The following is a 13,248-nucleotide window of genomic DNA, read 5'->3' on the forward strand; positions in this document are numbered from 1 at the left end:
GTCAGGGCACGCGCCAGGCGGTCGACCGTGGTGAGCACGGCAGCCAGCTCGGCAGGCCGGTCGAACCGGGGCATCCGGCCCTCGATGTCGTCGAACACCATGACGAACCAGCCGTGGGTATCGAGGGCGAACCGCAGCGCAGGTACTGGGACGGTGGGCGGTAATGCTGCCGCGGTCGCTGCCTCGGCCCGATACATCTCGGCCAGTGGGGTGTGGCTGTCGATCGCCTTCGCGAAGACGGTTCGGCCGTCGTCCGAGGACAGGCGCGCGGCCATACCGTGGCTGAAACCGCCCGGTTGTGTCACTGCTGAACGGACCCGCGCGCCGAGCCGGTGTTCGATCTCGCGCCGAAGTTGCTGCGGCAGCTCATGCCATTCGACACGATTCGGGTTGCTCTCGACCATCGCACTATCGTGAGGCCCGAGCACTGCACCACGCCAGCCCCTATCCCCCGGTCGGTCCACCAGCACATAGCAAGGCAGTGGCCGGGCCGCTTCCGCAATCGCCCCAGGCACATACGCGACCGGCGTTGATGTCCTCGATCGTTTCGCAGCTGTTGGAGCGGCCAGTGAGTGACGCTGAAGGCGGCGTCTTGGAGACCGCAGCGGGGTTAGGGTACCGGCTCTGGGCTGGGATAGGAATCTTCTTCGGATTGGGAGAATCATGGGTGCATGACCGAGACCTCGTCGTCTGCGGCGATGCCGCCGAGTTGGCCTATTCGTCCCGGTTACCGTGAGGATCTGTTTCGCGGGACGGCGGAACTCTACAACCGGTACCGACCTGCCTACCCGCAGCGCTTGTTCGCCGACCTGCTCAGCAGGGCAAGCGCGTGCGCCCACCAGGTGAGCTGCGCGAGCAGCGCCTTGACGGCGGCGCCGGTTCCGACGAGGTCGAGCGGCTGTCCGTCGTCGTCGAATTTGTTCCAGCACGAGTGGAAGCTGACGGTTTCCCGGATCGGCACGGCGTGCAGCTCGACGAACACCGGGCACAGCTGTTCGGCGCCCCGCAGGCCACCGGAGATGCCGCCGTAGCTGACGATCGCGACCGGCTTCGCCTTCCACTCGTCGACGAACCAGTCGATGGCGTTCTCGAGCGAAGCGTGGTAACCGTGGTTGTACTCGGGCGTGACGATCACGAAGGCGTCCGCCCTGGCCAGGCGCTCGCCCAGGGCCGTCACCGCCGCATCCGGGTCGGCAAGCACCTCGGCAGGGCGACCTCGGCCAGGTCGATCAGATCGAGGTCGAGTCCGCCGTGCTCCGCTGCGACGGGGTGAAACCAGGTGGCGACGGTCGGGCCGAAGCGTTGTGTCCGGGTGCTGCCGATGATGCTCGCGACGCGCACGGTGTCGGTCGCCTGCATCACAGTCCCTTCCAGCTGAGGTCGGTCCGGTCACGAGCTTGGCCGGTCGGGCTTACCCGTCCCCTACACCCGCCCTACACGGCGATGCCGACCGTGCGGTGGGTCCATATCGTCACAGGTATGCGGTTCGGTGTGCTCGGCCCCCCGAACTCGTCGACCACCTCCGCATCCTCGCCCACCGCATCACCAACGCCATCTCCCCCAAGCCGAACGAACCCATCGGATCCGCCAGCCGGTCACGGTCCGCATTCTCCGGTGAATGGCGCTGATGTGGCTGCCGCCGGAATTCGGCCCGGGCTCATCCCGATCTGGGCGCCGGAAGGCACGGTAGACGCCTGGGTCGCCACTGAACCACACGCGCGACCGCGGCGACCGGCCCGTCGGGGAGACTCACCAGCAGATCGAAACGTGCCCAGCACGGTGCCACATGCGTTACTTGCGGGCATGATGGCGGCATGAAGTACGTGTTGTTGATCTGCGACGACGAAACGACTTCGCCCTCCATGGAGGAGATCGCCGCCGACCCGGCGTATCAGGCGTTTGCGGACGAGGTGGATCGGCGCGGCGCCAGCCTGGGCGGCGCGCGCCTGCGTCCGGTGGCGGACGCGACGACAGTCCGCGTCCGCGAGGACGAAACGCTCGTGTCCGACGGACCGTTCGCCGAGACCAAGGACTTCGTCGGCGGCATCGACATCATCGACTGCGCGGATCTGGACGACGCGATCGCCATAGCAGCACGTCATCCGTACGCGAGCTGGGGTTGCATCGAGATCCGCCCCGTCTGGGAATGACTGCGCCACGGGCAGTACGCGCGGCGGTGGACGCCGCGTTTCGCGACGAGTGGGGTCAAGTGATCGCGACCCTGATCGGGTTCACCGGAGATTGGGATCTCGCCGAGGACTGCGCGCAGGAGGCGTTCGCCGCGGCGCTGACGACGTGGCCGCGTGATGGTATCCCGAGCCGTCCGGGAGCATGGCTCACAACGACGGCGCGCAACCGGGCTACCGACCGGCTCCGCCGGGACACGGCCGCAGCCGCGAAGATGCGCCAGCTTGTCGTGCTGGCACGGGACCCGATCGAGCCGCCGACGGACAGGATTCCCGACGAGCGGTTGCGGCTGATCTTCACCTGCTGCCATCCGGCGCTGCCGTTCCCGGCCAGGGTTGCCCTCACGTTGCGCACGCTGGCGGGACTCAGCACCGCCGAGATAGCGAAGGCGTTCCTGACGGCCGAGTCCGCGATGGCACAACGCTTGGTGCGTGCGAAACGCAAGATCGCCGAGGCGGGCATTCCGTACCGCGTTCCACCTGCGGAACTGCTGCCGGAACGACTCCCCTCCGTCCTGGCGGTGCTCTATCTGATCTTCAACCAGGGCTACGACGACGAGGACGGAGCCCGTGGGCTGACAGCCGAGGGAATCCATCTCGCGCGGGTCCTGGTTCGGCTGCTGCCCACCGAGCCCGAGGCGCGGGGGTTGCTGGCCTTGATGCTGCTGCTCGAGTCCCGCCGCGAGCACCGCACCGACCACGGTGTGCTGGTCACGCTGGAGAACCAGGACCGATCCCGATGGGATCGCGCGCTGATCACCGAAGGCGTGCAGACGCTCGACGACGCGCTGGCCATGCGTCGTCCCGGCCCGTATCAGGTGCAGGCCGCGATCGCCGCCTGTCACGCCACCGCGCCTGACGCAGCGGCCACGGACTGGCCGCAGATCGCGGCACTCTACGGCGAACTCGCACGGTTGGCTCCGTCTCCCGTTGTCGACCTCAACCGCGCCGTGGCGGTGGCGATGGCCGACGACATCCCCGCCGGCCTCGCCCTCGTCGACGAGCTCGCCGAGTCCGGCTGCCTCGACGGCTACTACCTGCTGCCCGCGACCCGAGGCGATCTCCTCCGCCGCGACGGCCGGCTCACCGAAGCCGCCGCAGCCTACGAGGCGGCGCTGGAACTTGCACCCACCGAAGCCGAGCGCCGCTACCTGGAAGAACGCCTCCGCGGGTGCTGACACATCCTGCCCGAGATCTCGAAGAACTTTTTTCGCGCCGATGTCGATCCCGTTCGCTCTCCTTCGTCGGTGGGGCAAAACCACCCGAGAGAGAGGCAAGACAATGTCGAACACCGAATACCTGAGCGCCACGATGTCGGTCGCCCAGTCGCCGGAGGAGGTCTTCTCCGCCGTCACCGATGTGCGCGGATGGTGGAACCAGAACATCATCGGCAACACCGCCGCCGTCGGCGACGAATTCGTCTTCACCGACGACATCAACTACGCGGGAGAGACGGCCAGGACGCACAAGGACGGCATCCGGTTCAGCCGGTTCCGGATCACCGAGGTGGTGCCGGGCAAGCGGGTGGTCTGGCACGTCGTCGACTCCGACCTCAGCTTCGTCGACGACCGCGACGAATGGACCGGCACCGACGTCGTCTTCGACATCACGGCCGACCGGACAGGCACGACCCTGCACTTCGTGCACAAAGGCCTGACCGCCGCGGAATCCGAATGCTTCGACGCCTGCTCCCGCGGCTGGACCTACTACATCACCAAGAGCCTGCCGCAGTTGATCACCACCGGGACCGGCCTGCCGTTCGCGAAGTACGACGCCTGATCCACCGCGATCCGGAAGGAGCTGAGCCTCTATGCTTTCTGATCGACGGCACGTAGATCACACGGATTGCACGAACCTCGTTCCGACGCCATCGAGGGATGAGCCGCCGGTCCAGTTGTAGCTCCTCCTCCCGGCGCGGGTCATCGCTGCCACGACGACTGCCAGGCCCCAGCCGACAAGCAGGAGGAAGCTTCATAACGAAAGCCCAGGTCAGCCGCTTTCACCCTGCGGGGGTTGTAGGGCACATCGAACATGGGAACGCATTCCGGTCAACGGAACAGCCGTGCCCGATCGTCTTCGAGATGCCCGAGGCCCTCCCTGCGGCTTTGCCGTAGGTCAGGGGTGTGGTGCACTGTTGGCGGTCGGGGGATACTGGCGGCCTGACTACCGGATCGGCCGCTGCGGGTCGATGACACCGCCACCCGGGACCACGAACCGGGATCCTCACCGTCGACACCGCCCTCGCCAACTCGCCCCCGGCACCCACCACGCCACGTCCGCCCGTACCGGGCTGGCCGAACTGGAGGGTTATCTACCGCACCCGCCCCGGTCGGCACGGATCATTTCGGTTTCGCCATCCCGCTACGGCTTCGGTCCAGCCTCGGCGAGTTGAGCCTGATCACCGCGATCACCACCTTCGCCACCGCCGTGCACGTCACGATTTCCGAATTGCGGCTGGAAACGTTCCTGCCCGCTGATTCCCGCACCGCGAAAGCACTGGAGTGCAATACCCGAGAAGTCGTCCGGCGCAGTTCCAGCACTGATTCCTGCCGGCTGGGCCCGCCCGACCGATTGTGAGCTCCAGGCTTTTCGTCCGACGCGTGATCGACAAGCGCGGGCTGGGAAGCCGGCCGGAGAATCCTCCGCGACCCCTACCGAACACGTGCGGTTCGGAGTAGATCCAGGCACCACGCGGATGCAGGGTTTTCCCTACTTGGCCGGGGGGCGGCCCTGGTCGAAACTTGTTATCAGCAATTGGACAGATATTTCCGAACGGGATTTCTCCGGCTGCTCCCGGACATCCGCAGTACACCACACGTGGTGAATTGCCGACCTCATGAATCGCTACCACGCTCGACAGGATCGAAGTTGCATCACGGACTTTCACAGGCGCAGTCCGAACAACGCCAGCACCCCTGCAATGTGTCCTCATCCGAGGATCGTGTCACCGACGCTGCGCTACTGACCCTGGGGCATCGGGCCCGGTCAGGCGTTCGGTTCCAACACCATCCTCACGGCCATCGAGCACCAGCAGGTCAACGATTCGTTGCGACGAGCCATCGCGCAACCGACCAAGTTCTTCGCCGCCTATTACGCCGCGCTCGAGCGTTATGCGCCGTTGTTTCGCAGCGTGGTGACTCCAAAGATCGACCGTCTCGCCCAAGTGGTGGCAACCTGCGGATCTATACCGGACTACCACACCACACTCGTCCCGATGTTGCGCGGGTTCAGCTCCACTCACCGCGTGTTCGGCGCGGATCGGCTGCATTACGCGCCGGTCGGTGTGGCCCTACTCGCAGCCCTGTCCGTGCGAACGAAGCGGAATGGACCTCGGAGACAGCGGAGCTTTGGAGTCGCATCTATCGGGTTGTGGCCGACGCGATGGCCGCAGGCGTGGCGGATGCCGTGACCCCGACTACAACTGCTCGGTTGGTCGCACGCCGCAGACACACCGACGAAATCTCGGTGATCAGCGTGGAGATGGACGACGAGTATCACGTGCGTCCTGGGCAGCACGCCACCGTCACCGCTCGCGCGTTCGGCTCGACAGCAGGGTGTTCTCCCCCGTGCCGATAGATGGCGGGCGCCTCGTCGAGGTGCATGTCCGGCCGGTTGGGCGAAGAGGCCACAGCAGCGGTACACCAGGACGCAGATTACTACGTCGCCGGGTCACCTCGACTGATGCGGGCCGTCCTGTTTCGGCTGTTGGAGGCGGGCGTGCCATTCGCGCGACTCCACTATGACGTCACGCTGATCTGACGCCCGGAGACGTCATCCGGCGATCGGATTCCGGGTCGCCGGCCGGAGCCGAACTGCGGTCCCCTCGCTAGGTCGGAGCGCCACGATCCAGCCACCCCTGACCGTCGCGAGCGGTCCCCCGGAACCGGTGAGACAACCCTCGACCCCCTGTTCCGCTGACCATCTTGTGGTCGTTCGTCCAGTGAATAGAGAAGGCAATGTGCGGTATCACCGGTTTTGTGTCATGGAGTGGCCTGCATCGCGACGGCCACGCTGTTGTCGCGCGAATGACAGAGCAGCTGCAACACCGCGGTCCGGACGGCTCGGGATGCTGGACGAGCACCCACGCCGCGTTCGGCCACACCCGGCTGTCGATCATCGACCTCGCCCATGGGGCGCAACCGATGACGCTTGGCGACCGACCCGGTCATCGCCTGGTCCTCACCTATAACGGCGAGCTGTACAACTTTCGCGCGCTGCGCTCCACCTTGCAAAGCCATGGCCGGGTCTTCCATACCGACTCAGACACCGAGGTGGTGTTGCAGGCCTTCGCCGAGTGGGGACCACAGTGTGTCGACCGGTTCACCGGCATGTTCGCGTTCGCGATTTGGGATGAGCACGCGCACCGGCTGACACTTGCCCGAGACCCGCTCGGGGTGAAGCCCTTGTTCTATCTCGACGACGGGGCACAGGTCCTGTTCGGCAGCGAGGAGAAGACCATACTCGTCCATCCGACGGTCGAACCCGTGTTGGACGAGACCGGGGTGGCCGAATTGTTCTGCATGGCGCCGATGGTGAATCGCGATCGCGCCGTGCTGCGCGGATTCCGCCAAGTGGAACCCGGGCACATCATGACCTTCGGTCCACACGGGTCGGTGTCGCGCTGCTACTGGCGGCTGGAGGCCCGGCCGCATCGCGCGGACGCCGCGGCGACCGCGACACGCGTCCGTGAGCTGCTGCAAGAATCGGTGTCGGGGCAATTGGTTTCCGACGTCCGAGTGGGCGCCATGCTGTCGGGCGGCGTCGACTCCAGTGCGTTGTCGGCGATGGCGATGGCCGAATACACGGGTGGGCCCCTGGCGACGTATGACATCGACTTCGCCCCGGGCGACACCAATTACTCGTCCTCAGCGCTGCATATCGATCGAGACGCGCCGTGGGCGGCGAAAGTGGCTGCTCACATCGGTTCCCACCACTCGACCTGCATCGTCGACACCGACGACCTGCTCGCAGCCGAGGGACACACGTTGCGTATCTGGGGCCGCCCGATGCATCGACCGGCCAATGTCTCGCTCTATCTGTTGTTCCGACACATCAGGGACACCGGCACCACTGTGGTGGTCGGCGGCGAGGGAGCAGACGAGGCGTTCGCCGGGTATGCGTGGTGGCGGTCGACGGCAGCCGACGGATTTGCATGGCAGGACGTCTTCCGTGAGTCGGTCGGACTACTGCGTCCGGAGTTCGCCTCGAGTCCCCGGTTCCGCGACTATGCGCGCGACAGCCACGCCACGGCGCGCGCACGTGTTCCTCGGCTGTCGACCGACAGCCCCGACGACCGCAGAGCACGTGAGATCTCGTGGATGACCTACACCTTCTACCTCGATTATCTTCTGCACCGGGTGGATCGCATGAGCATGGCTGCCGGGGTGGAGGCTCGGGTTCCGTTCTGCGATCACGAGCTCGTGCAGTATGCATGGAACGTTCCGTGGGAACTGAAGAATCACGGAGGTATCGAGAAGGGCATCCTGCGCATGGCGATAGCCGATTTGCTGCCCAATGAGGTCACTTACCGGCGCAAGAGCGGCTATCCGATGGCACAGACCGCCTCCTACCAGCGCGCGCAATACGATGCCGCGCGCGCGGTGCTCGCCGATCGGCATGCTCCGGTATGGCAGATCGTCGATCCGTCGGCAGTCACCGACATCGTCGGCCGCAGTGGCGTAGCCAACAATAGTGACTGGACCGACCTCAATCGCATCGCCTATGTTCTCGAGACCGATTCGTGGTTGCGCGATCTGCGCGTCCGGGTCCTCTGACAGTTCCTCCGGCCACAACGCTCGTCCGCGTGCCGCCAGGAAACATGACTACCGTGCGAACTCCTTCCGTTGGGAATCCGGCTCCGCGATGTATATGATTTCGGGAATTGCTTTGCAGTGCAGCGAAAGGGAGAAATTCGGTGTCCATCCCCAAGAGAAGTGCCCGGCGGCTATCGATCGTGGGCGCGGTGATATCCGGTCTCGCGGCCGTGGCGGTATCGACGACTGTCGGCGCGGGGTCTGCTCGGGCGCTGCCGCCCGGTGACGCATTCTGCTCAGCGATTCCGGTCGACAGTCGTGTCGATATCGAATGCACGAATACCGATGTGGGCCCGGCAACCGCCGGAGCATTCGTAATGTGCAGCGACCTCCGCCCGCTGGTCCAGGAGGTACGGATTCGCCCCGAATCGACAATCCAGTTCAGCCAGGACTGCGGCCCCGGCGCACACCCGATCTCGTGGAACGTGAACGCCAAAACCGACTATCAGCGCGACCGCGAACGCGACGACGAAATCGACCACGAACGCCGCTCTGGCCACGACCACATCTAACGCCGCAGTTCGATCGCCGAGCGCCCGAACGGACTACGATCGCTCCCGCTAGGACGATTACCGACGCGCCCACGGCCGGAACGCCTTCCGGCAGAAGTTCGAATCCCTGGGTGACGCCGTCGGCCGCTCTTCGGTGTGTTCGCTTATGTCTCACAGTGCGCAAGTCCAGGCCGACCATCCCGATCGATGAATGACGGCGCCGAGTGTTGTACCAACGCATCCATTTGACAACCGCGGCCACGGTTTCAGCCTTCGTAGCACAGGCTTGAGAATCCACCCCGGATTACCTACCGAATGTTGCTCGACACGGCACTAGAGATCATCGGGCAACAGGCGGAACGCGGCATCACCGGTGAGCGGGCTGATTGCGCGGAAATCACGTCGGTCGAGTGTCAGTACCGCCACGGTTTCGTATCCCGTCAATGAAACATTGGTGGCGTCTGTGCGATCCAGGCGCAAGGCCAGGTATCTGTTCTGCACCCTGCGTGCAACCCGCAACAAGTCCGCCGAGACCGTGGGCACTTCGATGCGTCCGGTGCGTTCTTGCGACGTGCAGGCGCTTTGGCGCTGCGCCCGCAAGATCTCGACCCTGTACAGTCGCTGATCCTTCTTGTGCGAAAAGGGCGAAACCCAACTCTGGCAATCGGTCTCACCGACACTGATGCGCGCACTGTGCCGCCACGCCGAGGAGCGTGGCGCCGCTGCCACCGAACAGCGTGTGGCGCTGGCGCACGTGGCAGGCCAGATCCAGAAGTTCATCGACTCCGAGGCGGGCAACGGCCGGCTCGAGGGCGAGCGCAATCTGCCGGCCACCGCGCTCAAGATCGACGGCCAGCGGGTGTCGGTGGTGACGAAGTGGAAGTCCTCGGCGTCGTAGGCCGACGCAGACCAGTACGCCAGGATCGGAGCCTTGGGCGGTACCCGCAGCACGTACTGCTTCGACCCGTCGAGGTGGGCGCCCGAGGAGTCGCGAAAACTGGTCAGATAGGCCGCACCGGAACCGATCGGTGGTTTGGCCCCCGCGTGGAGGAACTTCTGCATCGCGAAGCCGAAACGAAACGGGGCGGCGCGCTCGTCTATCTCGGCGAGCGGACCGCGCTCCTGTGTGTGGGACTGCATGCCGGTGGCACTTCTCCAGTGCGTCGCCGGGTAGGTGCTCGGACGTTCCGCGCGGGGATTGAATTCGAGGTTGGCGATCATCTTCCGGCCGGTGTCGGCGGCCAGGCGTCGGCGGATGTCGTTCAACCGGGCCTCGGGAACCATCGCCTCCCGGTCCGCCACCACAGCATCCGGGCCAACGGCGAACCCAGCAGCGACGACGAGGAAAGTGCTTGTGGCCGGAATCCGGAAATGCCTGGCGACTGACAGGTTGACATGGGTGCCGGACAGCAGCGAAATCGCGAACTCGTTCAGTGCGGCAGCGGTGCCACCTTCCGAGTACATAGGTGCGCAAAGGCTTTCGTCGATGGTCGACATCAGATCTCCAGACGAGCGCCACACCCGGCCCCGTGTGTCGGCGCTACGGGATCGGGTGAGCTTCACGGTTTCGAGGTCATCGCTCGGCGGCGGCGCCGACGATAGCGCGGAAGGCATGGATCGCTTCGCCCATGTTGATCTCGGAGTCGAGGTCTTCGCTGGTCTTGACGATCACGATGCCGTCTTTGGGTGAGACGTAGATGAACTGGCCGAGAATGCCGATCGCGGAGTAGTCGCCGCGGTCGCCGTCGCCGAGCCACCACTGATAGCCGTAGCCGTAGTTGTTCTCCGAGCTTTCGGGCTTGTCGGGACGCAGGTTGTGTGGCTGCAGGTGCGGGGCTGAGGCGTGGGTCGAGTCCTCGACCCACTGCTGGGGCACGACCTGCTTCCCACCGGCCCGGCCCTCACGCAGATATAGCAGCCCGAATCGGGCGAAGTCGCGGACCGTCGCGTGATAGCAGCAGTAGCCGATGGCGTTGCCCTGGTAGTCCTTACCGATCAACGCCGAGGTCTGCATTCCTGCCGGCTTCCAGATCCGGTCCTGCACGTAATCCGCCAGCGGCGTCCCGGTCGCCTTCGACACGACCCAGCCGAGGACGAAGGTGTTCATCGAGTCGTAATTCCACGTGGTCCCCGCCGGCCGCTCCCGCTTGATCTCCTCGGCCTGGTCGGTCAGCGACGTGCCGGCGACCATGCGGATGGTGGTGGCGGTCGACCCCTTCGTCGGGTCGGCGTAGTCGGTCTCGTCGTAGGCGGTGCCCGACGACATCTGCAGAACGTCGCGGATGCTCACACCGTTGTAACCGCTCTTCGACAGCTCCGGGATGTACTTGGTCACCGGATCATCGACGGAGGCGATCCGCCCCTCCGACACCGCGATCCCCACCGCGGTCGAGGTGATCGACTTCCCCACCGACCACGAATTGAACCGGCTGGTGGCCGAATAGCCGTTGAAATAGCGCTCGTCAAGGATCTGGTTGTCCTTCATGACCAGGAACCCCCTGGTCGAGGAGCGCTGGAGGAAGTCGGCGACAGTGTTCGTCTTGCCGTTGTAGACGTAGGTCGCGTCCAGAGCCGTGAGCCCCCGAGCCGTCAGCTGCTCCGGCCGGTTCGACGCCTGCGCGGTGTCGGTGAAGTAGAAGGGCACATGCGGCAACAGCGGTAACGGCAAGGCACCGTCCGCCTGCGCCGGGGCCGCCCATGGCGCCGTCAACACCGCCGCCGCCGACACCGCTACGGCCAGGCTTCGCTTGAACATTCGCACTCCGTTCCTGTGAGGTGACCGGAATGCAACCATTCGACACCACCGGTGTCAACAGTGGTGATTAAATCGACGGTATGCTGTTCCGATGCCAACGAGCCCTGCGACCTCGACCCGGAAGCGCCGTTCACGAGGTGTGCTCACCCCGGACCGGATCATCGAGGTGGCGATGGGCGTCATCGAGAGCGACGGCTCCGAGGCCCTCACCTTCCGGCGGCTCGGCACCGAGCTCGGAGTCGATCACACCGCGGTGCTGCGGCACTTCCGCGGCAAGGACGAACTGATGCTGGCGTTGGCCGATCGACTGATGGCCGAAGCACTCAGCGGTGTGGAGGTAACCGACGACTGGCGGGCAACCCTCAAGGATCTCGCTCAGCGGGTGCGGCTCGCCTGTCGCGCTCATCCGCAGCTGGCCGTCGCGGTGTCGGGCCGCACCGCGCGACGAGCGTCTGAATTCGACGGCGCCGAAATCGTGCTCGGCGCCCTCCTACGGGCCGGGCTGCAAGGCCGCGAAGCCGCATCGTGCTACCGAGCGCTGGTAGAGGTCGCACTGGCCTACTCATCAATGGAGGCCACGCTCATGGCCCTACCCGAGGAAGCCATGGCCGGCGACCGGGAGGCTTGGAGCCGCGAATATCTTGCCTTGCCCCCGGCCCGCTACCCCAGCATCGCCGCAGTCGCGCCGTACCTGGCCGAAGTAGACCAGGAAGATCAGTTCGACGTGGCACTCGATCTGTTCCTGGACGCCATCGAGCTCCGGTCCGGACGTGGATAGCGTCGAGTCCCCTCCGGCCATCAGGGGCAACAGCACCCACGCGCGAGCATCGCGGCGAAACCATGTGAGGTGGATGCCACAAACCTCGACGCCGACGGGAGCAAGAGGCTCTAGTCGCCCTCAGGATTCCAACCGGAAGGGTGGTCCCGTCTCGACATCGTGATCGGCCTGCACGTTTCAATCGAGCAGTTGGTCGCGAAACTGACGGGTGGGTTCAGACGTATATTTCAGCAAGCTCGACAACTCTCGCTGCCCGCGCCACTTGCGGCCGGTAGGACCCGTCCAGGCTGTTCGATTGCCCAACCTGCCCGAGTAACCCCTTTGCCCAATCGATTTCAGCTGGCAAAGGCGAAAGCAGTCGGTTGATCGGTCCGGCATGTTCGGCCGCCCCTCGCCGCCACGAGCCGTTAGGCTGGCCGCCGCCTGACCATCCAGCCCCTTCGCGGTCAGAGCTGGTGGCAAGTCCATGGCTTGGTACAGGCCTTCGAACAGTTCGACGGAGGGCGCATCGCCGCAGTGGTGTTGTGGCACTCCGGGGCCGTTGGTCGGTTGGTCCTCTTTTCCGGATCGTGAGCGGTCCCCGTTGGGCTCCAGAAGTGATCGCAGCGGTAGCAACCGGGCAGGAGATGGTGTCCGTCTCGCTGACCAGACGGCACCGTCGTACCGGTTCCTGTCCAGCCATCAACCCGGTGACGTATGGGAAGCGCTCGGTATTCATCGCCTCATGCTCGAGTTGGCGCAGATCGCGATGGCGTTGCGTGACCTGCGGGTGCGCAATGCGATATTGGCGGTGACCGAGACCGAATACGCCGACGCGGCCGAACAGGTGTGTGCATGGTTGTCTCGTGTCCTGGCCAGTTCGGACCGCGTCCAGGCCGCCAGCCTGCTTTGCCTATACGCGCGGAGACGGCCCACTGGCGGGAATCGCCTTGGACTCCGCGCTGACCGCTGACCCGCGGCATTTGCTGGCCGCTCTGGTGCACACCGCACTGCAAGCGGGCCTGCCACCGGAACGTATACGAATGTTGGCGCGCGCCGGCCGGGAGGTCGCCGACGATCTCGGTGTCGACATGCCCACGGCGCTTTGACCGGCTGGGTGCCCGCATCTGGACTCGGCCGGAAGACGATTGGTTTCAAGGGGCGCGCCTCGGTGAAGGCGTTTCTGCGAGGTAGCGGTTACGCCGCCGCAGTTTCGCTGGTTCGTGTGCAGGGCCGGTGCTGTCAC

The 13,248-nt window shown here is 65.3% G+C and carries 10 protein-coding genes and 3 pseudogenes; 8 read left to right on the forward strand and 5 right to left on the reverse strand.

Features of this window, described 5'->3' with window-relative positions; all coding sequences use genetic code 11:
• Both B0T44_RS19520 and B0T44_RS19525 read right to left on the reverse strand, forming a co-directional pair.
• A partial coding sequence (locus B0T44_RS19520; protein ID WP_217697572.1) for a hypothetical protein occupies positions 1-404 on the reverse strand: 404 nt, incomplete at its 3' end.
• 380 nt (positions 405-784) lie between these two features.
• Positions 785-1,359, reverse strand: a pseudogene (locus B0T44_RS19525) (NADPH-dependent FMN reductase).
• Positions 1,360-1,814: 455 nt separating this feature from the next.
• On the opposite strand from B0T44_RS19525, the gene B0T44_RS19530 reads away from it, so the two are divergent.
• From B0T44_RS19530 to B0T44_RS19560, 6 genes are all read left to right on the forward strand, one after another.
• On the forward strand, positions 1,815-2,150 hold the full coding sequence (locus B0T44_RS19530) for a YciI family protein (RefSeq protein ID WP_077121375.1): 336 nt from the start codon (positions 1,815-1,817) through the stop codon (positions 2,148-2,150).
• The gene (locus tag B0T44_RS19535; RefSeq protein WP_077121372.1) at positions 2,147-3,364 is read left to right on the forward strand and encodes an RNA polymerase sigma factor; all 1,218 of its coding nucleotides are present in this window, start codon (positions 2,147-2,149) and stop codon (positions 3,362-3,364) included. Before B0T44_RS19530 ends, B0T44_RS19535 begins: the two co-directional genes overlap by 4 nt.
• Positions 3,365-3,467: 103 nt before the next feature.
• Complete coding sequence (locus B0T44_RS19540; RefSeq protein ID WP_077121369.1) at positions 3,468-3,965, forward strand: SRPBCC family protein; 498 nt, start codon at positions 3,468-3,470, stop codon at positions 3,963-3,965.
• A gap of 609 nt (positions 3,966-4,574) precedes the next feature.
• A complete protein-coding gene (locus B0T44_RS27615; RefSeq protein WP_217697571.1) occupies positions 4,575-4,763 on the forward strand; it encodes a hypothetical protein in 189 nt (62 codons plus the stop codon).
• Between the two features lie 1,379 nt (positions 4,764-6,142).
• The gene (asnB, locus tag B0T44_RS19555) at positions 6,143-7,960 is read left to right on the forward strand and encodes an asparagine synthase (glutamine-hydrolyzing) (protein WP_077121363.1); all 1,818 of its coding nucleotides are present in this window, start codon (positions 6,143-6,145) and stop codon (positions 7,958-7,960) included.
• A gap of 140 nt (positions 7,961-8,100) precedes the next feature.
• Positions 8,101-8,511, forward strand: coding sequence for a hypothetical protein (locus B0T44_RS19560; RefSeq protein ID WP_139348014.1), 411 nt, complete (start codon positions 8,101-8,103; stop codon positions 8,509-8,511).
• An 876-nt stretch (positions 8,512-9,387) separates the two neighbouring features.
• Here B0T44_RS19560 and B0T44_RS28610 read toward each other — a convergent pair.
• Positions 9,388-10,104 (reverse strand): annotated as a pseudogene (locus B0T44_RS28610) (DUF1214 domain-containing protein); the annotation flags it as partial.
• Positions 10,064-11,245, reverse strand: a complete 1,182-nt coding sequence (locus B0T44_RS19570) for a serine hydrolase domain-containing protein (RefSeq protein ID WP_077121358.1) — start codon at positions 11,243-11,245, stop codon at positions 10,064-10,066. The gene B0T44_RS19570 and the pseudogene B0T44_RS28610, both read right to left, overlap by 41 nt.
• 91 nt (positions 11,246-11,336) lie before the next feature.
• Between B0T44_RS19570 and B0T44_RS19575 the strand changes: the two genes are divergently transcribed.
• The gene (locus B0T44_RS19575; protein WP_077121355.1) at positions 11,337-12,023 is read left to right on the forward strand and encodes a TetR/AcrR family transcriptional regulator; all 687 of its coding nucleotides are present in this window, start codon (positions 11,337-11,339) and stop codon (positions 12,021-12,023) included.
• 214 nt (positions 12,024-12,237) lie between these two features.
• Here B0T44_RS19575 and B0T44_RS28785 read toward each other — a convergent pair whose 3' ends face one another.
• Positions 12,238-12,741, reverse strand: a complete 504-nt coding sequence (locus B0T44_RS28785; RefSeq protein ID WP_497006602.1) for a hypothetical protein — start codon at positions 12,739-12,741, stop codon at positions 12,238-12,240.
• A 30-nt stretch (positions 12,742-12,771) separates the two neighbouring features.
• Between B0T44_RS28785 and B0T44_RS28175 the strand changes: the two are divergent.
• Positions 12,772-13,111: pseudogene (locus B0T44_RS28175) on the forward strand (DUF4192 family protein).
• Positions 13,112-13,248: the final 137 nt, after the last annotated feature.

Origin of the sequence: Nocardia donostiensis (genome assembly GCF_002081715.1) — a bacterium.
GTDB lineage: Bacteria > Actinomycetota > Actinomycetes > Mycobacteriales > Mycobacteriaceae > Nocardia > Nocardia donostiensis.

Excerpts from the sequence above, each read along its gene's own strand:
- B0T44_RS19530 (WP_077121375.1), top strand. The coding sequence starts at position 1,815 with ATGAAGTACGTGTTGTTGATCTGCGACGACGAAACGACTTCGCCCTCC.
- B0T44_RS19535 (WP_077121372.1), top strand. The coding sequence starts at position 2,147 with ATGACTGCGCCACGGGCAGTACGCGCGGCGGTGGACGCCGCGTTTCGC.
- B0T44_RS19540 (WP_077121369.1), top strand. The coding sequence starts at position 3,468 with ATGTCGAACACCGAATACCTGAGCGCCACGATGTCGGTCGCCCAGTCG.
- asnB (WP_077121363.1), top strand. The coding sequence starts at position 6,143 with ATGTGCGGTATCACCGGTTTTGTGTCATGGAGTGGCCTGCATCGCGAC.
- B0T44_RS19570 (WP_077121358.1), bottom strand. The coding sequence starts at position 11,245 with ATGTTCAAGCGAAGCCTGGCCGTAGCGGTGTCGGCGGCGGCGGTGTTG.
- B0T44_RS19575 (WP_077121355.1), top strand. The coding sequence starts at position 11,337 with ATGCCAACGAGCCCTGCGACCTCGACCCGGAAGCGCCGTTCACGAGGT.
- B0T44_RS28785 (WP_497006602.1), bottom strand. The coding sequence starts at position 12,741 with ATGAATACCGAGCGCTTCCCATACGTCACCGGGTTGATGGCTGGACAG.